The organism is Nitrospirota bacterium (genome assembly GCA_040757335.1).
Classification (GTDB): Bacteria; Nitrospirota; Nitrospiria; order 2-01-FULL-66-17; family 2-01-FULL-66-17; genus JBFLXB01.
The window spans coordinates 140,841-161,674 of the sequence record JBFLXB010000001.1; the positions used below are offsets into that span (position 1 = coordinate 140,841).

The window sequence follows — 20,834 nt, forward strand, 5'->3', positions numbered from 1 at the left end:
GGCACCTCGTTGAGTCACCTCACCCTCCCCCTCTTGCGGGGGAGGGCGGGGTGGGGGGAACGTCGTTAGTGTGCCGCCGGTTTCTTCCCGTTGTACCCGTCGGCGAACTGCGTGTTGACGTGAACCACGGCTTTGTTCAAGTCTTTGAAGGGATAATCGTCCGTGATCGCGGCGAGGGCGTCGGCGTCGGCCTGTTTGGTCAGAACCGTTCCGGCGGGGACGATGCGCTTTTCACCGATCTTGACCCCAATGACCTTGGCGCCGGGCTCGATCACCGTGCCGTTTCCCACCTCGGCCTTAAAGACCAAGGCCTGCATCCCGATGAAGACGTCGTTGCCGACCTTTGCCGGGCCGTGGACCTGCGATTGGTGAGCCATGGACACGCGATCACCGATATGGACCGAGTACTTCTTGCCGCCGACGTCCTCCAGGTTCTTGGCGATGACCTCCTTGCCTTCTTGCGTCTCCAGGCCGTGAACCACCACGCTGTCCTGCACGTTGCTTTCGTTCCCGATATAAATGGGCTGCCCTTCATCCCCGCGGACCGACGCAGTGGGCGCGACGTACACGCGCTCACCGATGGTGACCGCGCCGATGACGGAGCCGATCTCGTGCACGAAGGCCGACTTGGCCACGGTGGGCCGGTCGACGTCGGAGTTGAACGACGTCAAGACATTGGGACCCTTGAACCCCATCAAGAATACGCCGAGGAACAGGCCGTTGAGGAACAGACTGATCGAGAGAGCGATGCGACCGCGGTGACCCATGTTGCTCCTTTCGTCCGGTACCAGGCTATGGTACGATGCGCCGTCCGCGAGAGCCCGGTGAGACGGGAGGGGTGCGGACGGGGGGCGAACCTAGCACAAAACGTTTCCGAGGGTCAAGCGTGAAACTTCCCCAGGGATTACGAGCCGTCATCTTCGACTTTGACGGCGTCATCGTGGACAGCGAGCCGTTGCACTTCCGCCTGTTTCAGCGGCTGCTGGGCGAGGAGGGCGTGCCGCTGACGCGCGAAGACTACGACGCGATCTATCTGGGCATGGACGACCGCGAATGTTTTTCCGAGGCGCTCTCTCGGAACGGGAAGACCTCGGCCCTGCCCAAAGTTCCCGAGATGATCGACCGCAAATCCCGAATGTTGATGGCCGAGATCGCGGAAAAGCCGCCCGTGTTGCCCGGAGCCGTTGATCTGGTCCGCGCACTCGCGAAAAGTGTCCCTCTCGTCATCTGCTCGGGCGCCCTGCGCCGGGAAATCCAGGCCATGCTCGAGCACGCGGGCATTCTTCCGTGTTTTTCCGGCATCGTGAGCGCCGAGGACGTGAGCCACGGGAAACCGCACCCGGAAGGCTTCACCAAGGCCCTCGCGTTGCTCAACCGAACACGGAACCCGACCCCGCCGATCGCGCCGAGCGCCTGCCTGGTGATCGAAGACTCGCTCGCTGGCATCGCAGGAGCCAAGGCGGCCGGGATGCGCTGCCTGGCAGTGGGGAATTCCTATCCGGCGGCGGCACTGAAACAGGCCGGTGCAGACCGTGTCGTGGCCACGCTAAGGGACGACCCTCTGGGCGAAGTCACCTTGTTATTCGCGTAACGCTCCTTTTCTGCCAGGACCAATCAACTGTTTGAAATTCTGATGAAATAGGCTTGCTTCGGCTCAAGCTTTCTGATATGTGAATCTCCTCCCCGTCTGACTCCAGCGCGGGGCCGTGGGGGCGACGAGCGGCTGGAGGCATCGCACCGTCGCTGTCGTCAGGCCAAGGTGGACCCCTCTCTTGAGCAATAGATGCCCCCTCGGGGGGACTAGTTTGATGGGTGGTCTACCAGGGGTGAGGCGCTCGACTACTGAGGATGCCGATCAAGACATGCATGCTGCCTCCTTGCGTCGGCGCGGGCGGTTGAGATCTGGGTGGAAACGCCGATCGCTGCTTGGAAGTATAGCTCAGCATGTATTGGGGACGAACTCCGACGGCTGATCTCAGGGTCTCTAGCCACTGTCCTCCGGCGCTCCCCCGGTTCTGGCCAGGTCTTCCGACGTCAATTTCGCGGGGTTGAATTTGGCTGCGGCTTTGGTAATTCGGTCCATGGCTTCGTCGTAACTCAAGGGCGGGGCATCTTTGGGGCGGAAGCGGAGCGGATTGATGCGGGCGACCACAGCAGCCTTCAGATAGGGGCTGGTGAGGCCTCGGGCTTTCAGGGTTTCGACGTGTTGGTTCACCTGATCGTCCAGCGCCAGCAGTTGGGTGGCGCGTGAGCGGCGGATCTCGAACGCGTCGCGGAGGGGTTTTTTCAGGAACTGGTCGGCGCGTTTGAGCATGGGATGATACGCGCCGCCTGAGAAACGCGGGCGTTCTTGGTAACACAGTCCCAACGTAACGAACGACGGCTCCTCGAATTCGAGGGCGTAGGACTCTTCGGTCGCGTCACCCAACCGTACCAACTCCTCGTACATGCGAACCACCTCCAGGGCTTTCTCTCGGAGGTTGTGCGCTTTTTCGGTGTTGAGCGCCAGGATTTGGTAGGCCGCGGCGTGTTCGGGAATCACGATCGCGGTGATGGTTTTGGCGCCCAGCGTGCGCATGGCGGTGAGCCGGTGGTTGCCGTTGGGCGTCCAGTATCGTGTCGCGCCCTCGGTGGCCTGATCGGCGCGGACCGCGATGATGGGGTCCAAAAAGCGCCCCAGCTTGCTGATCACGGCTTCGAGCCGGCGCACGTGCGTTTCGGAGATGTTGCGCTGGTAGGGCGTGGGCTCGACTTGTTCGATAGGCAGCGCGGCAAACACCACCCAGCGGCCGTTGAACGGTTCGCGGTAGGTGGCCAGGACGTGGCCGCCGTCGCCAGCAATGGCGGAGGTCAGATTAGTAGCTTCTTTCGGGGCGTTGTCTCCCGCCAGCTCCTGGGCGGTGAGGCCCGACGACGCGCCCGCGGGTCTCTTGCGACGGCGCGCTGTAGACTTGCGCGGCGCCTTGGACGGCATCAGATACCAGAAAATTCCGCCCAGACGATGGTGTGGTCGGACGCCTTCGGGGCCCGGCGCGGTTCGATGTCCACCGCCACCTCTTTACACTGGGCGACGAGCGGGCGGGTCACGAGGATGTGGTCGATCCTCCACCCCTTGTTCTTCTCGATGTTGTCGGGCCGTAAGTAATCCCAGAACGTAAACTGTTGGCGGTCCGGGTAGAGCGCGCGGAAGGTGTCCACGAATCCCCAGGCGACCGTGTCCTTGTAGGCCCTGCGTGCGTCTTCGTGAAAGCACACGTGCTTGAGGTGTTTTTCGGGGCTGTGCACGTCGATGGGTTCCGGCGCCACGTTGAGGTCTCCCAACCAGACGGCGGGACGGTCGGGCGAGAGGTGATTCTTAAAGTAATTCTTTAGACGTGTGAACCACTCGAGTTTGTACGCGTATTTGGGGGAGTCGATCTCGTAGCCCTGCGGCACGTACGTGTTGATGATCGGAATGCCACGGACCACCACGCGCACGAGCCGCTCCTCGTCGGGCGGCCCCCCGTTGTCGAGTCCGAACGACACCTCGTCGAACCGGTGCCGGCTCAGCACGGCCACGCCGTTGTACGCCTTCATCCCCCGGTACGCGATGTGATAGCCGGTCCCCTTGAGCGCGAGTTCCGGGAACTCGCTGTCCTGCACCTTGGTCTCCTGCAGGCACAACACGTCCGGCTGGTGCTTCGCGAGCCAGTCCGTGACCGCGGCCATTCGCATGCGGATCGAGTTGACGTTGAACGTGGCAATCTTCATGGCGCCGTATCGTACCAACTCAAGCGCCTCGTGGCAACGGTGTGCGGGCTAGAAAAGGAATCCGGCGGTGCCGCCGAACATCGTGTACCGCGCGTCGGCACTGCTGAAGCTTTGCCGCAACGCCACCCCGACAAAGAACTGACTGGCCAACAAGAAATCCACGCCTCCCCCGAGGCTATAGTCGAACCTGACGTCGCCTCCGCCCACCGGGACCCCTTTCTCGCCCAGCTCTGGAGGGAGCGGTCCTGCGCCGCAGGCCGATTCGCTGTCCGTCCTCTCGTTGGTTCGACATAGAAAGAGATTGAACAGCACTCCCAACGTGAGGTACGGCTGGAACCTGCGGGCGACGCTTCCGGGCTCCCCCAACTTGTCGAACTTGTACTTCCCGCCGAGAAGGACCTGAAAGGTCGTGATCTCGAAATCGGTGATCGTCACCCCGCTGAACACGATCGGGGGCACCGTGGCGCGACTCCTCGAATGCCCGAACATCAACTCCGCCATGAATTTCTGGCCGAACAACGGATCCGACTTCGTGATCGGGAGGTCCAAAAACCCGTTGAAGTAAAGGGCATAGTCGGTCCGAAAGGGACCGCTGGTCCCTCCCAGCGTGAAACCGTACTCGGCTCCCAGGAGATCGGAATTCGCGAGGCTCTGGCGCGGAGCGACCATCATACCGATGAGAAGAGCGCCTCCCAAAAGGGCCTGAATCGCACCGCGCACGAGCGTCGAATGCTGCTTGCTGTTTCGACGATTCACGGAGGGTCCCGGATGTCGAGTCTCGAATTAGACGGCGCCGCCTTTGGCCGCGCTCCTTGCCGCGTCGCGCAGACGCTGGTACATCTCTCGTTCGGCGCGTGTGAGCTTTTCCGGGATTCTCACCCGAATGCGGATATTGAGGTCGCCGCGGCCCGTCGCGCCGAAGTGCGGGAGCCCCTTGCCGCGAAGCCGCATGACCGTGTCGGGCTGGGTTCCCGAAGGGATCGTGGCGCTCGCCGAGCCGTTCAACGTGGGCACGGTGACGCGGGTTCCCAACACGGCGTCGGCTACGTCGATCGTCTCGGTTCGCCACAGGTGTGCGCCGCGGCGCTCGAAGCGCGCGTCGGGAGCCGTGCGCACGACCACGTAGAGATCCCCCGGAGGGCTTCCCGGCTTGGGGCCCGGCATCCCGTGCCCCGCCACGCGCAACGCCATGCCGTCGTCGATCCCCGGTGGGATCTTGATCGCCAGCGTTTCCTCTTGGGGGGCTTCGCCGCGGCCCGCGCACGCGGGACAAGGGTGATCGATGATGGTGCCGCGCCCTTCGCATTCGGGGCACATTGTGACTCGTTGCATGCTGATGCCGCCCTCGCGGCGCCTGGTGACCTGCCGGCCCGTTCCAGTGCACTTCGCGCAACTGCGCGGGGCGGTGCCTTGCGCAGCCCCCGAGCCGCGGCATGCGGAACACGTTGTCAGTCGCGCCACGCGGACGGTTTCTTCGCCTCCGGACGCGATGCGAGCGAGCGGCACGACCAGTTCCACTTCGAGGTTGGCGCCGGGAACCGGGCCCGCGCTCCGGCGGAAGAATCGGTCGAACAGACCGCCGCCGAAGTCAAACCCCAATCCCGAGAACAGTGTGTCGAAGTCGACGCCGCCAAACAGGTCTTCGGGCGAGAAGCCCGCCACCCCGGCAAAACCTCTGTCGTCATACGCGGCGCGCTTCTGGGGGTCCGAGAGGACCGCGTAGGCCTCGGCGATTTCTTTGAATTGCTCTTCGGCACCGGGCTCCTTGTTGCGGTCGGGGTGGTACTTGAGTGCGAGCGCGCGGAAGGCGTCTTTGATGGCCTTCCGGTCGGCGTCGCGAGCCACCCCGAGGACTTCATAGTAGTCGCGTTGCGCGGTGACCATAGGTGGTCGACCCGCGGGAGGCGGTTAGCCTTTCTTGGTCTCGGTGTACTCCGCGTCCACGACTCGCTCGTGTGGGCCGATCCCCTCGGGGGACGGCGCACCCGGCGTGGGTCCGCCGGCGGGTGATGGTCTTCCCGCTGCGGCCGCTTGGGCGTAGACGACCTTGCCGACTTCCTGCAGCGCTTGCTTGAGCGTCTCGGTGCGTTGCGCGACGAGCGCGGCGTCCCGTTTGGTATACGCTTCTTTGGTGTCCGCCACGGCCTTCTGAATGCGGGCCCGAAGTTCCGGGGCCAGCTTGTCGCCGAACTCTGCCAAGGTCTTATCGGCTTCGTAGCAGAGGTTGTCGGCGGCGTTGAGGGCCTCGGCGTCGGCCTTGCGCTTCCTGTCCTGCTCAGCGTAACGCTCGGCCTCTTGGATCATCCGACGCTTGTCTTCGTCGGAGAGCCTGGTGGAGCCAGTGATCCGAATCGATTGCGATCTCCCGGTCGCCATGTCCTTGGCCGACACATTCAGGATGCCGTTCGCGTCGATGTCGAAGGCCACGTCGATCTTGGGCACGCCGCGCGGGGCGGGCGCGAGGCCATCGAGGTTGAACGTGCCCAAGGTGGTGTTGTCGGCGGCCATGGGGCGCTCACCTTGGTACACGTGGATGGTCACGCTGGTCTGCATGTCTGCGGCGGTGGTGAAGGTCTCGGCGCGCCGAACCGGAATCGGCGTGTTGCGCCCGATCAGCGACGTGGCGACGCCGCCGAGGGTCTCCACGCCGAGGGTGAGCGGCGTGACGTCGACCAACACGATCTCCCCCAATCCTTTCTCGCCCGCCAGCACGCCAGCCTGGATCGCGGCTCCGGCGGCCACGCACTCCATGGGATCGACCCCGACTTCGGCCTTTTTGCCGAGCAAGTCCTCGAAGAACGTGCGGACCACGGGCATCCGAGTAGGACCGCCGACGAAGATCAGGCGGTCGATGTCCTTGGACGTGATGCCCGCGTCGCGGAGCGCCTGCTCCACGGGCGGGCGGCAGCGCTCGATGACGGGGCGGACCACGCGTTCCAGCTCCGCGCGCGTGAGCTCGTACTCGAAATGCTTGGCCTCGCCCCGTACCGCGGTCAGGTAGGGGAGGCTCACGCGCGTCGTCATCGTATTCGAGAGTTCGATCTTCGCGATTTCAGCCGCTTCGAGCATCCGCGCCTCGGCCTTGCGGTCGCCGCGGATGTCGGCGCCGAGTTGGTCGCGCACCCGATCCGAGAGGTGGGCCAGGAGGCGCTGGTTCATGTCCGTCCCGCCCAGTTGGGTATCGCCGCTGGTGGCTTTGACCTCAAACACGCCTTTGCCGAACTCCATCACGGTCACGTCCAGGGTGCCGCCGCCCAGGTCGACGACCAGGATTCGCAATTCCTGGCCGAGGCGGTCGAGACCGTACGCGAGCGACGCGGCGGTCGGCTCGTTCACCAGCCGCAACACCTCGATCCCCGCGATGCGGCCGGCGTCCTTGGTTGCGCTTCGCTGGTTGTCGTCGAAGTACGCGGGAACGGTGATGACGGCCTGGGTCACGGGCTCGCCGAGAAACGCTTCGGCATCCCGCTTGATCTTTTGCAGGAGGAACGCTGAAAGTTGTTCGGGCGAGAACTCACGGTCGCGTAGTCGGATGGTCTCACGCCGGCCCATGCGGCGCTTGAATGCGGTTGCCGTGCCTTCCGGGTTCACCACGGCTTGGCGTCGCGCGGGCTCGCCGATGATCATCTGACCATCTGCGGTCACGGCCACATAGCTCGGGAAGGCCTTGCCGCCCAGGCTCACGCCTTCCGCGCTCGGGATCGTGACCGGCCGGCCGCCGCGCAAGACCGCGGCGGAAGAGTTGGACGTTCCCAGGTCGATACCGATGACAAGCATTGACGATCTCCCGGGGTGGGACGTGCGAAACAAGGATCAGTTGGCAGAATCGCACAAGCCGGGAGTGGAGTCTATCCTCCTTCCGAGTAGCGCGAATAGCCAGAACGAGGGATGGGGACCTGGGAGAACCGGACGTCCGGGAGCTACGCCGCCAGGCGGTCCGGCCGCCAGGCCAGGCCCAGCGTCAGGATGCGTTGCATCAGCGCTTTGTACGACAGGCCGACGCGCTTGGCGGATTCGGCGAAGTCTTCGCCGTCGCCGATCTGGGGGTTGGGGTTGGCTTCGATGATGTAGACGTGGCCCTCCGGGTCGAGGCGCAGGTCCAGGCGCGCGTAGCCGGATAAGCCAAGGACGCGATAGACGCGTTTGGCCAGGTGGTGGATACGGTCGGGCAGGCCGTTGGGGAGGTCCTTGGCCACGCCCGAGGTAATGTTGTACTTCTTCTGGTACGCGAGGCTCCACTTGACCCGCTGCGTGGCGATTTTCGGTGCGTCTTCGGGCATGCGGCTCAGGTCCAGTTCCCAGACCGGGAGCACCTGCAGCTTCTCATTGCCCAACACGCCCACGTACAATTCGCGGCCTGCGATGTAGCGCTCCACGATTGCGGGCGTCTTGACGTTCTGGTGCATGAACGCCACGCGCTCGCGCAGCTTCTCGTCGTCGGCCACGATCGAAGCCTGTGAGATGCCGAGCGAGGCCTCTTCGCACACGGATTTCACGATCAACGGAAATTCGAGACGCTTGGGCCGACGGGGCTTGCGCCCGATGGGCACCACCATGAAATCCGGGAACGGAATCCGATGGTACGAGAGCAGTTTCTTGGAAAGCCCTTTGTCTCGGGCCAACATGAGGCCGCGCGGATTGCAGCCGGTGTAGGGGATGCCCATCAATTCCAAAAACGAGACGACGTTCTGATCCCACAACGGTACGTCGTTGAATTCCTCGAGCAGGTTGAACGCGATGTCGGGTTTGAAGTCCTCGAGGGGTTTCCGGAGCACGCCCAGGTCGCTGCGCACGCCGACCGGCAGGACTTCGTGCTTCATGCAACGCAACGCCTTGACCACGTCGTACTCGGTCTTCCACTCGACCGTGTTGAGGTCGATACCCGTGACGTCCTCCGGCGGGATCAGGTCCTCATGCATTAGCGCCGCGATTCGTAGCCTCTTCATAACGCTACGCGGTGACGACCGCTATGCAGGAAGTTCATGGTCTGCACCGTGAGCAACAGCATGAAGTCCAGTTTAGCCTGTTCGGGCGCCATGGCCAGTCTCAGGTCGAGTTCACGGCAGCGCGCGATCATGGATTCCAGTAATCGGTCGATGGTGTATTGGTACGCGCCGGTCCGCTCCGCGACTCTGCGCCGCGCTTCCTTGCGCAGGCGCGCGATGAAGTGCGCCGCGGTCATCGCGCCGTTGGCCGACGCCGCGTCCACGAAGAGGCGTTTGAGATCCTGATCGTAGAAGTGCGGGTGTTCCAGGCCGTAGTGCGCGCGCCGACTCTGGTAGTGCTCGCGCAGGGTCTTGGTCAATGACGGCAGAGGATCGACCTGGTCGGTGCGAGCCACCGGCGGCGGAACGTCCGCGAGCTCGCCCATCAGCGCGTCCACATATTCAAGCTTTTTCAACGCGGGCCAGCCCGCGTACTGCGTTCGCCAGTCCGAGTTCGGGTCGAGCCACACCGCGAACGTCTCGGCAAAGTCTTCGTCCGGATGGCTCTGGGAGTACCAGAGGTCCAGGTGCAGGACAAATCGTTTGCTGTAGGGGCGGGGCGTGTAATAAGTGGGGTAAGGCACGTTGGATTTCCCGAACACCTGCTTGCGCCGCTTGCGCAGCCGTAACCGGTAGGCGTTTTCGATGGCGTGCCCAACCTCGTGTCTGAGAATTTTCATGCACCATTCCGGGGTGCCGCCTTCAACCTCAAGCATTTGTTGAAGTTCGAGTTTGGCGAGCCGGGGGTGGACCAGATAGAAGGGAACCGCGATTCCGGGGATCCCGTCGGGCGTGAACCACTCGTCCGCGATCCACACGTGCGGGCGGAACAGGAGCCGGTGGCCGGCCAACTCCGCAGCCAGTTGGTCGAGTCGCGCGACCAGCGAGCTGTTGTCGATCGACAGGTGGAGATCGCACAGCCGCAGATCCAGCAGCTTCTCGTCGGGCCAGGAGGCCCACTCGGGCTCAAGGGTCGGAGTGTCGGGCTCCATCAGCTCGCTGCGTTGCACACGCGGTCAATTTTAACAGGTTTACGGACCGACGGAGCGTGTCACCGTGGGGCCATCCCCGCGTTGACAGATGACGTGCCGCTGGTATGGTGGAGCCGAACGTCTTGGCCCGGTCATGACCGCGACACCCGAATCATCTGGGTCTACCCGCAACGCCCGTCACGCCGATGAAACCACGGTCGGCATGGCCGACGCGTCCGAAAAGCGCCGGCTCAACCGCAAAGTCCGAAATCTGGCGTGTTTGGTCGTGATCAGCGGCGCGTCGATAGGCGAGAAGATCGCTCTGGCCAAGGACCGGTACCTGGTCGGCCGACAGGCGGATGCGGACATCTGTTTCGATGACGCGTTGGTCTCCCGGCGGCACGCGGAACTGCTGGTCGCGCCTGAGGGCGTCGTCATTCTTCGGGATCTGGGGAGCCGCAACGGCACGTACTGCAACGAGCAGAAGATCACGGAACGCGAACTCAGAGACGGCGATCTGTTGTGGATCGGCGGCTCGGTGCTCAAATACGTGGCGCCGGACAGCGCCGAGAGCCTGTATGTGAACGTGATGTCGGACCGGGCCCGGCTTGACGGGCTCACCGGGCTGTTGAATCGACGGACTCTGGAGGACTATCTCGAGCGGATCTTCCAGCGCTGCCGAGCCCTCCACGAGCCCCTCTCGGTCGCCATGGTGGACGTGGACCATTTCAAAAGGGTCAACGACGAGTGGGGGCATCAAGCCGGCGACTTCGTGCTCAAGGAGATCGCCTCGCTCCTGAAACACGGGTTTCGACCCACCGATCTCCTCGCACGATACGGAGGGGAAGAGTTTGGCCTGATCCTGCCGTACACCAACGAGCAGGAAGCCCTCACGGTCGGCGAACGGATCCGCTCCGCGGTGGCAGCGCATCGGTTTGAGTTTCGAGAGCAGCGGATACACGTCACCATCAGCGTCGGAATCGCTGAGCTGTCCGAACGTTTGGAAGCGGCGCCCGTGTTGATCGGTCATGCCGACCGCGCCCTGTACGCGGCCAAGCAACGCGGCCGGAACCAAACCGTCTGCTTTAGCGCGACCTAACGCGCGCTTCCCTGCCCCGTCGCAGTTTTCGGAGTACCGTCGGGGCCATTTCGTCCAGGCGGATTGACAAGCGCGCGCCCGGGTGGCAGGGTAGACGAGGTCGCTCTGCCGAGCCGACGTCGACGACACTGCGTGATTGAAGAGACTCGCCGCGCGTTCCTGCAACGGGCGCTGGCCCGGCTCGGGGTGCTGGCCGCACCGTGGCTCGGGTACGCGCCGCGGGCCGAGGCGCATCCACCGGGCCCATCCGACGCGCCCGCGCTGAACACGCCCAAATACCTCGAACTCTTGGACGAACTTCAACGCGAACACGGCTTCGAGCGGAATGCCCTTGCCGCGCTGTTCGGGAAGGCACGACTGCGATCAGAGATCGGAGGTCTCTTCGAACATGCTCCGGAGCGCTTGCCGGTGGAGCAGTATTTCCACCGGCTGGTCACGCCGGACCTGACGCGCGGCGGGGTGACCTACCTTCGCCAGCGGCGCGGGCTGTTTCAGACCATCGAGAAGCGGTACGGGGTGGATCCCGCGGTCATCACCGCGATTGTGGGAGTTGAGACGCGGTACGGCCGTCGCCCCGACGGTGGATATCGGGTCTTCGACGCCCTCAATACCATCTTCTCCGAGGTCGGGCGGCGTGAAGGATTCGCGCGCCGCGAATTGATCCAGTTTCTCCTGCTGTGTCGCGAGGAAAAATGGAACCCGCTGGACGTCAAGGGCTCCTACGCAGGGGCGATGGGCACGCCGCAGTTCGTCCCGTCCAGCTACCGGAACTACGCGGTTGACCATGACGGCGACGGCCGGCGCGACCTGTGGCGGTCTGACGGTGACATCGCAGCGAGCGTGGCGAACTTCCTCATTGCTCACGGGTGGCGCTCCGGCGAGCAGATACGCCTCTACGTGAACGTGGACCCAGAGCAGGGCCGGATCCGCGACCTGCTCGATCAGGGACTAGAGGGGAGGGTTCGTCTCAAAGAGTTGCCCGATCTCGGCGGCGGGTGGAGCGCTGATCTGCGCCCCTCGGAGCTCGATCAGGAGGTGTCGCTGTTCGCCTATGCGTGGAAGGAGGGCCGCCGGACCGTGGCGCTCCTGCCCAACTTCCACACGCTTCTGCGGTACAATCGCTCGGTGAACTACGCGCTGGTGGTGGCCGACCTGGCGGAGTTGTACGGCGGGTTGGCGGGCAGCGCATAAGTCCGGGTTGCGCAGCGACTGCGGAGCGTGTCCGGGACGATGAAGACGCGGCTTGGCGATTCGAGCGGGAGTCCCTCCTACCGGGCGCCTCGGCGCGTGTCTCGCGTTGCGCTTTGGGTCGGCGCGGCCGTCCTGGCGGTGGCGGCTGTCGCGTTCATCGTCGGGTGGTTCCTGCCTGCGGACTACCATATCGGGGCCGAGCTTGTCATCCCTACGCCCGCGGAGCGGGTGTGGCGGGGATTGGTGGTACCCGACCGCTGGAGCAAGTGGCTTCCGTGGATTCGAACGGTTATCGTAACCAACGATCTCCGCGGAGGGGTGGGCAGTCGACGCCGGATTGTGAGCGTTCTTCCCGGAGGGCGAGAGCTTGTCAGCGACGTGGAGGTGACGGAGTGGACGGAGGGCTCGCGGTACGCTCACCGTCACCTGACGGATTCTCTCGATGGGTGGACTCTGCCGGTCTCGGACGGCCGAGTCGAGGTGGACCTCGAACGCGTGGCCGATCACGCGTGTCGCCTTCGGATCACCGCCTCCTTTCGAGCGAGCGGGGCGCTGGCTCGGTGGTGGGCGTTGGTTGTGGCCAAACCGCTTGCGGGAAGGGCGCTGAACGAACGGCTCGACGAATTCTCCTCCCGCATCCAGAGCGCCACGCCGGAAACCTGAACGGTCCGTCCGAGTTGTTTCTGGTAAAATCCCTCCGCTGTTCACTCTTCGTGCACACGCTCGATTGCGTTGAGCGTGCAACCGGATAATCGTTCCATGCCGACTCTGATCGAACGCTCGTTGCGGCCGTTCGAACGATTCGTCAAGCTCGAGTCTTCGGGGGGCGTTCTCCTCCTCGGGTGCTCGCTGCTCGCTCTTCTTGCGGCGAACTCCTTGTGGGCAGGAGCGGTTGAACACCTCTGGGAAACGCCCGTCACGATCGGCGCGGGCCGCTGGATATTGACGCTGTCTCTCCACCACTGGATCAACGACGGTTTGATGGCGATTTTTTTCTTCGTCATCGGCCTGGAGATCAAGCGGGAATTTTTGGTGGGCGAACTCGCGTCCCCCCGACATGCTGCGCTTCCCGTTGCGGCCGCGGTCGGCGGGATGGCGATTCCCGCCGCCATCTATGCGCTGTTCAACGGCGGGACCCCCACCGCGCGCGGGTGGGGCATCCCGATGGCGACGGACATTGCATTCGCCATCGGTATCCTGACGCTGTTGGGCAAGCGTGTCCCCCTCTCGCTCAAGGTCTTCCTCACCGCGTTGGCGATCGTGGACGACCTGGGCTCGGTGGTGGTGATCGCCTTGTTCTACACGGAGACCATCAACTGGGGGAGCGTGTTCCCGGGCCTCATTATTCTCGTGGTTCTGATGGAACTGAACCGGCAGGGCGTGCGGCACCCGCTGGTGTACGGGGTCTTGGGCTTGGGGCTCTGGTTCGCGGTCCTCTCATCCGGAATCCACGCCACGATCGCGGGCGTCTTGTTGGCGATGACCATCCCGTCGCGCGCCCGTCTCGACAGCGATCAGTTCCTGGCGCAGAGCCGCGCGACGTTGGAGGAGTTCGAGCGGGCCGGGCACTCCCGGGAGGACGAGTTCATCTCCGAAGCGCATCAATCCGCGCTGCAGGCGTTGAAAAGCGGGACGATTCACGTTCAGACCCCGATGGAGCGATTGGAGCATACACTGCATCCCGGGATGCAGTTTGTGGTCATGCCGCTCTTCGCGCTGGCGAACGCCGGCGTTTCGTTCTCGGGGCTGGGGCTTGAACTGCTGGCTGATCCGGTCGTGCTGGGTGTCTTCTTCGGGCTGGTGGTCGGCAAGCAGGTCGGGATCTTTTTGTTTGCGTGGGGCGCGGTCCGAGCGGGTCTCGCCGCATTGCCGTCGGAGTTGGGGTGGCGCCACATCTACGGCGCGGCGTGGCTGGGCGGCATCGGGTTCACCATGTCGCTGTTCATCGCGAACCTGGCGTTCGCCGAATCCGCGTTGTTGTCCTCGGCCAAACTCGGAATCTTGAGCGCATCGCTGGTCGCCGGATTGACCGGATGGGCGATCCTGAGCCGCACGCGGGCCGGCGGGACCCGCACCCCTGAGACTGCGTCGGATGGTCACGCCCGCGCTCCGCTCGGGGCGTCACGGCCTGGGGAGGCGGTCGAGAAGACAGGGGGACGGTGAGCGTCACGGCGTTCGAGCAACCGAGCGCCCTGCCCTGGTGGCGGTCCGGCGGTCAGGTGCGGCCTTCCAGAAGCGAGACGGGAAACGTGGAAAAGACCTCCGATGCCCGCAGCGCAGGCTGTCCGTCGATGATCGTCGCCGTCACCGGTTCTCCGGTGAAGAGATTGTGAAAGGTGGAGTCGGGGCGAGTGGGCGGAAGCCTGATCCCGGTGTCCCCCCACACCGCGGAGCCGTGCGGCAGCGCATCGGCATCGGGCAGGAGGGTCGCCACCAAACGCGGAACCGCTGCGATGATCATCCGATCTCGGTGGGTTCTGGCGAAAGCGACCACGTGCCGGCGCCGTGCCCCGACCGTGTCCAACGGAACGTACGAGCCATCGAGGAACAGCGGCGCGTGGTGCCGCCGATACCGGAGGGCGGTCATGATTACAAACAGCTTGATCCGACCGTCCGTCCTGGTCCGGACGAGGTCTTCGGCCAGCGCGCGTCGGTTGCCCGCGGCCGACCTCTGCTGCAGGTCCTCGACGAGGGAGACTCGACGCTCGAACTCGACAGGGCGCCGGTTGTCGGGGTCGACCAGGGAGAGATCCCAGAGCTCGGTTCCCTGATAGAAGTCCGGGACGCCCGGCGCGGCGATCTTCAAGACCTGCTGCGCCAGCGAATTGTAGATGCCCAGTGGCGAGACACGCGCGACGAACCGTGCAATATCTTCCAAAAACGCACGAGCCGAGCCGCGGTCCAGGATGGTCGAGATGAATCGGGCGACCGCGTCCTCGTAGGGCTGGTTGGGGTTGATCCAACTGGTGTGGACTTTGGCTTCCCTCAGTGCTTTGGTCATGTACTGCTGGATGCGATCGTGAAACGCGTCCCACGCCGCTCCGGAGACGTCGCCCGAGGGCCAGCTGCCGATCAGCGTTTGATACAGAAAACACTCTTCGTTGGGGTCCGGAGTCGGTTGGTCGTCGACCACGATTCGCTTCTTCCGATTCAGCCGGTGCCAGCGCCCCAGCCGCGCGCGCCACTCTTTGGGGATCTCCGAGAGGACGTTAAGGCGGGCCCGCACGTCTTCACCGCGCTTGGTATCGTGCGTCGAAGTGATGGAGAGGGCATACGGCCAGCGGGCAGCGCGTTCGAGCATGGCGTCGTGGAAGGCGCGTGGCTCGACGCCGAACCGCTCCGGGTCACCGCCGACTTCGTTCAACGAGAGGAGCCGATTGTAGACATAGTGCGCGGTGTCTTCGACGCCCTTTGCGGTGACCGGGCTGGTCGTTTGCTGAAACTTCATCAAGAAGGCCACGCGCTCGTCACGGTCCGTCGGAGTGCCTTCATCGGATGCTTTCAGCAGGAGGTCGCGCACGAAGTCAAACACCAAACCGCTGAGGGCGGGATTGCGTCGTTTCGCTTTGGCGACCGCCAGTCGGATATACGCGCGGTCCCGGTCACTGACCGGGGTGTTCGGATCCGGCGTGACGTACGTACGGTAGACCGGAAAGGAAGCGATGATCTCGCGGATCGCGTGGGTGAGACTGTTCAGCGTGAAGTCGCGGAATCGGCGGTTGCGCTCCGATAAGAGATTCACGTGGTGCGCCAGCACATTGATCTCGCTCGCCATGGACGTCTGCATGATCAACTGCTTGCTGTGGTACGCAAGTTCGTCGAACCGCGTACGGACGCCGGTGAATCGGCCGTAGATGTCGCTCATCAGGCGCTCGTTTCCGCCCTCAACAAAAAGTCCGTTCACCAGATTCAGGAAGTCATAGCCCGTGGTCCCGTACACGGGCCAGTCCTCGGGAACGCGTTCGGAGGCTCCCAGGATCTTCTCCACCACGACAAAGACTGGGCGCCCGGTCTCGTGCGGCGTGGTTGCCGAGACGGCCGATGCCTGGAGTTGGCGCAGGTAATCGCGGGGGTCGTAGAGCCCGTCCACGTGATCGATCCGCAGCCCGGTGACGGCCCCCTGACGAATGAGCTCAAAGATCAGCGCGTGCGTCTTCTGGAACACATCGGGGTGCTCCATCCGGAGGGCGACGAGTTCATTGACGTCGAAGAATCGCCGATAGTTGATCTCTTCCGAGGCGACGCGCCAGTCCGCCAGGCGGTAGGCTTGGTCATCGAGCAGCGCGTGGAGCGAATCAAAGCTTCCAGGCTGGCCCTTTGCGCCGTTGAATGCGCGGACGTTGTCCTCGATGAAGCGCGCGACCGTGGGACTCTCCCGAACCACGGCCGCCAGGCGCTTTTTGATGATCTCCTTCTCGCGATAACGCTCCGCCACGCTCGCGGGGTCCTGCTGGCTCCTGGCGGGAAGATGCCCGATGGCGGTCACGATACTTTGCAGTTCTTGGACGGACGGATTCTCCGCACCTGTCGCCGCGATCAGCTCGTCGAGCCGATGGGTGAGGATACGGGTGTAGGATTTCGGCGCAACCGGCAGGGTGTGATCGTAGTACCGGATCACGAAGGTGCCGTCCGAGTATCCCAGTAGAATCTCCTGGTTCTCCAGGGACATGCCGTATTGATTGCCCAAGATCGGGAGCAACACCTTCTCATTGAGTTCGAGTTTGAGCGGGTGCCAATCGATGTCGAAGAACGCGGCGTAGCGGGAACTCGGTCCGTTTTCGAGCACGTCAAGCCACCAGGCGTTTGCCGACGCAGCGATGCCCATGTGGTTGGGGACCACGTCAAGCAGGTGTCCCATGTCGTGGCGTGCCAGTGCGGCAACGAACGCATTGTAGTCCGTCTGGGTTCCCAACTCGGGATTCAGCGTCGTGGGATCGACCACGTCGTAACCGTGGCGGCTGCCGGGTACGGCTTTCAAGTAGGGAGACGTATAGCAGTCTGTCACGCCGAGGGCGTGAAGATACGGAATGATCCGTTCCGCGTCGGCGAACGCGAACTCCGGGTTCAACTGCACCCGGTAGGTCGAAACCGGAATCCGTAAAGCGTGCGGCTGGGGGGCGTTCATGTTCGCAACGAACCGCGGCCGGATCGAGTGATGACCTCACGGATCCCCGCCAAGGGGATGCGGAGCCAGTCGGGACGATGGTTCAGCTCGTACGCGGCCTCGTACAATGCCTTGTCGAGCAGAAACGTCTCCAACCAGAACACGGTCTCCGCCGGGTCCTCGGGAAGGAGCGACGAGCGGGCGAGTGTGTCGAAATACGCGCGCAAGAAGACGCCCGCCATCGTGGCGTACCAGACGTGGGCCCACGGCCACAGGTCCGCCAGGTGCCGTCCCGTTTCCCCTCGCTGAAACAGGGCCGCGTAGGCCACGTAATGAAACGACCGCATCATGCCCGCCACATCCCGCAAGGGAGGGTGTTTGCCGCGGCGAGCCGCCAGCGGCTTGGTGGGTTCTCCCTCGAAATCGATGATGACGAAATCGTTCCCCGTATACAGCACCTGCCCCAAGTGATAATCGCCGTGGCATCGAATTCTTGGCGCGCTGAGTCGGACGGCGCCCAGTCTGCGGATTTTTGCGAGCGACTCGTTTCGGAGACGCAGCGTGGCCCTCACCTCGTGCTTCAACGCAACGGGCAGCCCGGCCAGTGAACGGCTGAGCAACCGGTACGTCTCCTTGGCCCGGGCGATCCCGTCCCGTGCCAACGCCCGCTGATAGGCCAGGGTGCAGCGCGCCGGAGCGAACGCGGGGTCACGGCGGTCGGCCGCCAGTGCGCGATGCAGCTCGCCGGTTCGCCTCCCCAGGAGCACGGCCATCTCCGTGGCCTCAGCTCCGATGAGGCGCTGCTCGACCGACGACCATCCGGTTCGCGCGACAGTGAACGGAGAGGCGGGCGCCCCTGGAGCGCGTCGCTGGAGTGACGCGGAGCCCGCCCGTTCAAAATAGGGAGTGAGGAGTTCCAGGGCGTAGCGCCAGCCATCGCCGACGTTGGGGACGAATCCCTGAAGCACCCCCAGCGCCACGGGGAGGTGCCCGCGGCGTTGATACTCGATCGTTCCGGCGAACGGGGGAACATTGGTGAACGCCGCGGTCTCGGACAGAAAGCGGCTGAACTCCACGTCGGGGTGGATCCCCTCGTCGAGTTTTCGGAAGACTTTGAGAAACAGCGCGTCGCCGTACAGCAACGCGGTGTTGCTCTGCTCGGACCCCAGAACCCGGCAGGCGCTCGGGAGGTCACGCTCCTCATGCTGCGCAAGGACGCGCGGCAATGCGGGACCGCGTTCGCCGATAACCGATCCATGCCCCCCGCGGATCCGTTGCCGGCGCGTGATCAGCGCGAGCAGTCGCCGGTGGACTTCGTGGTCGTAGAGGCCGTCGTGACAGACGATCACCCGGTTTCCACGCGTGCGGGATTTTACCAGCGGGGGGCGTCCGCTGGCGTTGCCATCGTCCATCGGGACGTTGCGGCACGAGAGGGCAAGCAGGTAGCGCTCCGGAGGACCGCTGGTGTACCGGACCTTCAGGACGATCAGGTGGCTGCGGGGCGCTGTCGTGAGCTGAACCGTGTCCAGCACGCTGACCCGGTGGATCGATCTGGCTTTTCCGCCGAACCAACGTTGACGGGCCAGGAAACCGGGGAGTTCCCGGATCAGGTCCGCGTGAAGACCGCTCGGTAAGCCTGGTGCGCGATGGACGGACGGCATGGTCAAGTTCCGCGTCTCGACGAGTGGAGTTACGAGGCGTTTGCGGCGCCCGGGGCTACAGGTGCGAGATCTCGTCTTTCTCGGGCTTGCTGTCCTCGGCAAATTGCCGCTCGAGAAAACGCCTGGCCACGTCGCGCCCGCCGATGCCGAATGCAATGGCCAGACCGAGCATCACGGCCCCGAAGGCGATGGAAAACGCAATCAAGACGACGGTCTTGGCCAGCGCAACCTGTTCGAGGGCCATCGCGACCGTCAGAATCACGAGGAACACACGGACCGTGTTGCTCAGCAACCGGGCCGACGGCACGTTGGCGTTGACCATTCCCAACAGCACGGCCCGCGCCGCGAAGTTGGCGAAGAGGATGCCGATAAAGAGGATGATCAGCGCAATAAAAATTTGGGGGACGTACAAAAAGAACCGGGAGATTTGTTCCTGAAGCACGATGATCCCGAGCGTGCTGATCCCCAACATCAGGAATCCCGCCAAAGTGACCCAGAACACCAGGCTGCTCAGGAGTTCGGTCGGCGGGGGCAGATCCGCTTTGGTGAACATCTGGGTCGCCCCGACGTTGTCGCAGAGCACGTCGAACTTCACCAATTTGAGGAAGTGACGGACAAGAATCTTGACGACGATCGCGATCACCCAGCCGACGGCGATGATGATCAACATCCCGAGGATCTTGGGAAAAAGATCCAGCGCCATCTTCATCGCGGTGTCCAGCGTCTGCGCGACGCCATGCAGGAGGGTCTCGGTCATGGGTGCCTCACTTGGTTGGAGTCCAGCGCTCGACGAGATACGGCTTGAACCGTTCGTATTCCAGGCAGAGCGCCTCGACCCGCTGTTTGAAGTCGAGCGAGTCGGTTTCGAGATGCTCCGCCACAAAGCAACTCGTTCGCCCCAAGTACAGCGGAACGAGGGCCTGCAGCAGGTGATCGCGATGGATCACCGCGTGATGGTAGGACGCGGCGAACTCGTAGACCGTCTTGACCCAGAGATCATCGGGATATCTCATCTCCGCATCACCGACCTCGGCGAGACGTTGGATCGCCTGAAGAGTTTCGGGGGAAAGAATCGGACCGAGGATCGATGCGAACTCGCGGACCCCGGTTCGAAAGACCTGCAGCATGCGCTCGCGATTGATCCGGACAGGTTCCAGGCTCAATTCGTATTCGAATCCGAAGATCGGTGTGGGTTCAGATCCGCTTCGGGAAAGCCAGAAGGACTGATCGGTCTCCATACACTCGAACAGAGCGCCGACCACCCGTTGCAACACGGTCGTCAGGTCCGGTTCCTCGTAGTTAGGCGCGTGAAGCTTGGGCCCAAGGAACGCCTGGCAGAGGAGGTAGCCATCTCTGATCGCCGACGTGGTCAGTCGGAGATCGACGCCGGGGCGAAACGGCTGCCCGGCCTGGAGACTCGTTCCGAGAAAGGCCTTGGCGAGGCGCGCGGACACGCCGAACTCTTTTCCCAACGGTTCTTTGACCCGAGCTCCGTACACCGCCCGAACCACGGGATACATCACGTTGGTGATCAAGAGCCCGTCAAACTTGTGGCGATGGTAAATCGGCGCGACGAAATCGAACTGCTCCTTGTAGACCGGACGAATCAATCCCTCGATCCACTCCGGCGTCACGCTCTGGAGTTCCGCGCTCACCACCGCGCACGCCTTGGCCCGGAGGAGATCCGCGGCCGCGAAAATGGTGCGCAGCGCGTGCTCACGCCCCGGACCGCCGCTGGACGGCGTGGTGATCCGGTGGAGCGTTCGCAACGGCTGGGACGTCATCAGCGTCCGAAAATCGCTGATGGTGGCGTCGCGGACCACGTCGAGCGTCCCGTCGGTCGAGCCGCCGTCCGGATTGATCAGCACGGTCCGCGCGCGCGGAAAGTACTTCAGGAACCCGACCTGCACGGCGCGAACCACCTGCCCCGCGGTCTTGACGTTGTTGAACGTGGGCACGCCGACCAGGATGTCGACTTCGCCAACCGCAATCAGTTGGCTCAGCAAGTCGTCCGATAGTACGGTTTCGTCCGCCAACGTCTGTCTCCGTCTTCAAACGGATCGCATCGCTGCG

Annotated in this window: 17 protein-coding genes; 5 read left to right on the forward strand and 12 right to left on the reverse strand. The window is 63.8% G+C overall.

What is annotated here, in order from left to right; genetic code table 11:
- Positions 1-65 precede the first annotated feature (65 nt).
- A complete protein-coding gene (locus AB1451_00705; GenBank protein MEW6681432.1) occupies positions 66-767 on the reverse strand; it encodes a carbonic anhydrase in 702 nt (233 codons plus the stop codon).
- Positions 768-886: 119 nt separating this feature from the next.
- Between AB1451_00705 and AB1451_00710 the strand changes: the two genes are divergently transcribed.
- On the forward strand, positions 887-1,591 hold the full coding sequence (locus AB1451_00710) for an HAD family phosphatase (GenBank protein ID MEW6681433.1): 705 nt from the start codon (positions 887-889) through the stop codon (positions 1,589-1,591).
- Positions 1,592-1,984: 393 nt separating this feature from the next.
- Here the strand turns inward: AB1451_00710 and AB1451_00715 are convergent, their stop codons facing one another.
- The 7 genes from AB1451_00715 to AB1451_00745 form a co-directional block, all read right to left on the reverse strand.
- Positions 1,985-2,974, reverse strand: a complete 990-nt coding sequence (locus AB1451_00715; protein ID MEW6681434.1) for a ParB/RepB/Spo0J family partition protein — start codon at positions 2,972-2,974, stop codon at positions 1,985-1,987.
- Positions 2,974-3,750 (reverse strand): exodeoxyribonuclease III, encoded by a 777-nt coding sequence (xth, locus tag AB1451_00720; GenBank protein MEW6681435.1) that lies wholly within the window; start codon positions 3,748-3,750, stop codon positions 2,974-2,976. Before xth ends, AB1451_00715 begins: the two co-directional genes overlap by 1 nt.
- Before the next feature lie 48 nt (positions 3,751-3,798).
- Positions 3,799-4,422 carry a hypothetical protein gene (locus tag AB1451_00725; protein MEW6681436.1) on the reverse strand — a complete coding sequence of 208 codons (624 nt, stop codon included), beginning with the start codon at positions 4,420-4,422 and terminating at the stop codon, positions 3,799-3,801.
- A gap of 111 nt (positions 4,423-4,533) precedes the next feature.
- Positions 4,534-5,634, reverse strand: coding sequence for a molecular chaperone DnaJ (dnaJ, locus tag AB1451_00730; GenBank protein ID MEW6681437.1), 1,101 nt, complete (start codon positions 5,632-5,634; stop codon positions 4,534-4,536).
- 24 nt (positions 5,635-5,658) lie between these two features.
- Positions 5,659-7,527, reverse strand: coding sequence for a molecular chaperone DnaK (gene dnaK / locus AB1451_00735; GenBank protein ID MEW6681438.1), 1,869 nt, complete (start codon positions 7,525-7,527; stop codon positions 5,659-5,661).
- Between the two features lie 143 nt (positions 7,528-7,670).
- Entirely contained in the window at positions 7,671-8,696 is a 1,026-nt protein-coding gene (locus tag AB1451_00740) for an ATP-grasp domain-containing protein (GenBank protein MEW6681439.1), read from the reverse strand.
- Complete coding sequence (locus AB1451_00745; protein MEW6681440.1) at positions 8,693-9,727, reverse strand: hypothetical protein; 1,035 nt, start codon at positions 9,725-9,727, stop codon at positions 8,693-8,695. The genes AB1451_00740 and AB1451_00745 overlap by 4 nt, the downstream gene beginning before the upstream one ends.
- 133 nt (positions 9,728-9,860) lie before the next feature.
- Between AB1451_00745 and AB1451_00750 the strand changes: the two genes are divergently transcribed.
- From AB1451_00750 to nhaA, 4 genes are all read left to right on the forward strand, one after another.
- On the forward strand, positions 9,861-10,805 hold the full coding sequence (locus AB1451_00750) for a GGDEF domain-containing protein (protein ID MEW6681441.1): 945 nt from the start codon (positions 9,861-9,863) through the stop codon (positions 10,803-10,805).
- Positions 10,806-10,937: 132 nt separating this feature from the next.
- Positions 10,938-11,996 (forward strand): lytic murein transglycosylase, encoded by a 1,059-nt coding sequence (locus AB1451_00755; GenBank protein ID MEW6681442.1) that lies wholly within the window; start codon positions 10,938-10,940, stop codon positions 11,994-11,996.
- A 39-nt stretch (positions 11,997-12,035) separates the two neighbouring features.
- A complete protein-coding gene (locus AB1451_00760; protein ID MEW6681443.1) occupies positions 12,036-12,659 on the forward strand; it encodes an SRPBCC family protein in 624 nt (207 codons plus the stop codon).
- 96 nt (positions 12,660-12,755) lie between these two features.
- On the forward strand, positions 12,756-14,159 hold the full coding sequence (nhaA, locus tag AB1451_00765) for a Na+/H+ antiporter NhaA (GenBank protein MEW6681444.1): 1,404 nt from the start codon (positions 12,756-12,758) through the stop codon (positions 14,157-14,159).
- A gap of 52 nt (positions 14,160-14,211) precedes the next feature.
- On the opposite strand, the gene treY is transcribed toward nhaA, so the two are convergent.
- The 4 genes from treY to AB1451_00785 are packed head-to-tail and all read right to left on the reverse strand — an operon-like array spanning position 14,212 to position 20,797.
- Positions 14,212-17,121, reverse strand: coding sequence for a malto-oligosyltrehalose synthase (gene treY, locus AB1451_00770; GenBank protein MEW6681445.1), 2,910 nt, complete (start codon positions 17,119-17,121; stop codon positions 14,212-14,214).
- The gene (locus AB1451_00775) at positions 17,118-18,761 is read right to left on the reverse strand and encodes a putative maltokinase (protein MEW6681446.1); all 1,644 of its coding nucleotides are present in this window, start codon (positions 18,759-18,761) and stop codon (positions 17,118-17,120) included. The genes treY and AB1451_00775 overlap by 4 nt, the downstream gene beginning before the upstream one ends.
- Positions 18,762-18,816: 55 nt before the next feature.
- The gene (locus AB1451_00780) at positions 18,817-19,518 is read right to left on the reverse strand and encodes a hypothetical protein (GenBank protein MEW6681447.1); all 702 of its coding nucleotides are present in this window, start codon (positions 19,516-19,518) and stop codon (positions 18,817-18,819) included.
- 7 nt (positions 19,519-19,525) lie between these two features.
- Entirely contained in the window at positions 19,526-20,797 is a 1,272-nt protein-coding gene (locus AB1451_00785) for a glycosyl transferase family 2 (GenBank protein ID MEW6681448.1), read from the reverse strand.
- Positions 20,798-20,834: the final 37 nt, after the last annotated feature.

Excerpts from the sequence above, each read along its gene's own strand:
- AB1451_00740 (MEW6681439.1), bottom strand. The coding sequence starts at position 8,696 with ATGAAGAGGCTACGAATCGCGGCGCTAATGCATGAGGACCTGATCCCG.
- xth (MEW6681435.1), bottom strand. The coding sequence starts at position 3,750 with ATGAAGATTGCCACGTTCAACGTCAACTCGATCCGCATGCGAATGGCC.
- AB1451_00780 (MEW6681447.1), bottom strand. The coding sequence starts at position 19,518 with ATGACCGAGACCCTCCTGCATGGCGTCGCGCAGACGCTGGACACCGCG.
- AB1451_00750 (MEW6681441.1), top strand. The coding sequence starts at position 9,861 with ATGACCGCGACACCCGAATCATCTGGGTCTACCCGCAACGCCCGTCAC.
- AB1451_00715 (MEW6681434.1), bottom strand. The coding sequence starts at position 2,974 with ATGCCGTCCAAGGCGCCGCGCAAGTCTACAGCGCGCCGTCGCAAGAGA.
- dnaK (MEW6681438.1), bottom strand. The coding sequence starts at position 7,527 with ATGCTTGTCATCGGTATCGACCTGGGAACGTCCAACTCTTCCGCCGCG.
- AB1451_00775 (MEW6681446.1), bottom strand. The coding sequence starts at position 18,761 with ATGCCGTCCGTCCATCGCGCACCAGGCTTACCGAGCGGTCTTCACGCG.
- AB1451_00760 (MEW6681443.1), top strand. The coding sequence starts at position 12,036 with ATGAAGACGCGGCTTGGCGATTCGAGCGGGAGTCCCTCCTACCGGGCG.
- AB1451_00725 (MEW6681436.1), bottom strand. The coding sequence starts at position 4,422 with ATGATGGTCGCTCCGCGCCAGAGCCTCGCGAATTCCGATCTCCTGGGA.
- dnaJ (MEW6681437.1), bottom strand. The coding sequence starts at position 5,634 with ATGGTCACCGCGCAACGCGACTACTATGAAGTCCTCGGGGTGGCTCGC.
- AB1451_00705 (MEW6681432.1), bottom strand. The coding sequence starts at position 767 with ATGGGTCACCGCGGTCGCATCGCTCTCTCGATCAGTCTGTTCCTCAAC.
- treY (MEW6681445.1), bottom strand. The coding sequence starts at position 17,121 with ATGAACGCCCCCCAGCCGCACGCTTTACGGATTCCGGTTTCGACCTAC.
- nhaA (MEW6681444.1), top strand. The coding sequence starts at position 12,756 with ATGCCGACTCTGATCGAACGCTCGTTGCGGCCGTTCGAACGATTCGTC.
- AB1451_00745 (MEW6681440.1), bottom strand. The coding sequence starts at position 9,727 with ATGGAGCCCGACACTCCGACCCTTGAGCCCGAGTGGGCCTCCTGGCCC.